This window comes from Tenacibaculum soleae (assembly GCF_001693415.1).
In the GTDB taxonomy this organism is placed as follows: domain Bacteria; phylum Bacteroidota; class Bacteroidia; order Flavobacteriales; family Flavobacteriaceae; genus Polaribacter; species Polaribacter soleae.
Genome location: NZ_MAKX01000025.1, coordinates 1 through 890, shown reverse-complemented (window position 1 = coordinate 890; position 890 = coordinate 1). Strand labels below are relative to the sequence as shown.

Genomic DNA, 890 nt, shown 5'->3' with positions numbered 1-890 from the left:
CAACGTATTTGTATATGGTTTGTTGCGTTGTTAAGCACGTAATGTAGCAAATAAAAACCGAATAGAAAATCCGCGAGGATTTTCGTAAGTAGGCTAGAACTAGCAATAAATTATATACGGTGTTACCTACCGTATTTTTTCCATATTTTCTTAAATCGTTTTTCAGATGTCAATAAAAGTATAACTCCATTTATTGCTCTCGAACCATAAATACTTGCTGATTGTTCTTTTGTCAAATATTTAATTGTGTTAGTTTCTACCAATAATAATTCTTTCAATAATTCTCTGTCTGTTAAAGGATATCCGTTGACAACAATTAAAGGCTCTGGATTATCATACCTGATTGTAACTTTAGCGTGTTGATTAGAATCAGATATTTTTATTTCTTTCGAGTTATTCTCTGTTTTTTCAGGATTGTAATTCAACACTTTAAAAACTAAAGAATCTACATATTTATAAAGCTTTTGTTCCGATAGTTTGTCAAAATTCATAAGTTTGAGTTCTGGCTCATCTTTTTTATTCAATTCAATAATTCGGAATTTGTTAGTTAGATTTCCATTTTGGTAATATTCAATGATTTGTCCAAAATCTCTTTTTCTTAATTTAATTTTTTCTTTTCCAACAATTCCACTTATCCGAGGTGGTTCAGTACAAATATTTACTTCGTTTGTCGTAAAATCTCTTTTTTCAATCCACCATTTTGTTTGATAACAATTTTTGATATTTCTATAAAATTTAATTGTGTCGGTTTTAAAAAATATTTCGCTATTTGTTCTCCATATTCCATTCAATTCCTTTTTCTTAATTTGAGAGAAAGAGAAGTTGGTTAATAATAAAAAGCCTATTGTTAAAACAGTAATTTTCATTTGTGGTTATATGGTAGGTAACGT

At 28.2% G+C, this 890-nt stretch carries 1 protein-coding gene; it reads right to left on the bottom strand.

Features of this window, described 5'->3' with window-relative positions; all coding sequences use genetic code 11:
* Nucleotides 1-122: 122 nt before the first annotated feature.
* A complete protein-coding gene (locus tag BA195_RS12450; protein ID WP_068705972.1) occupies nt 123-866 on the bottom strand; it encodes a hypothetical protein in 744 nt (247 codons plus the stop codon).
* Nucleotides 867-890 lie beyond the last annotated feature (24 nt).

Bases quoted from the DNA above. Each gene is read 5' to 3' on its own strand.
- BA195_RS12450 (WP_068705972.1), bottom strand. From the start codon at position 866: ATGAAAATTACTGTTTTAACAATAGGCTTTTTATTATTAACCAACTTC.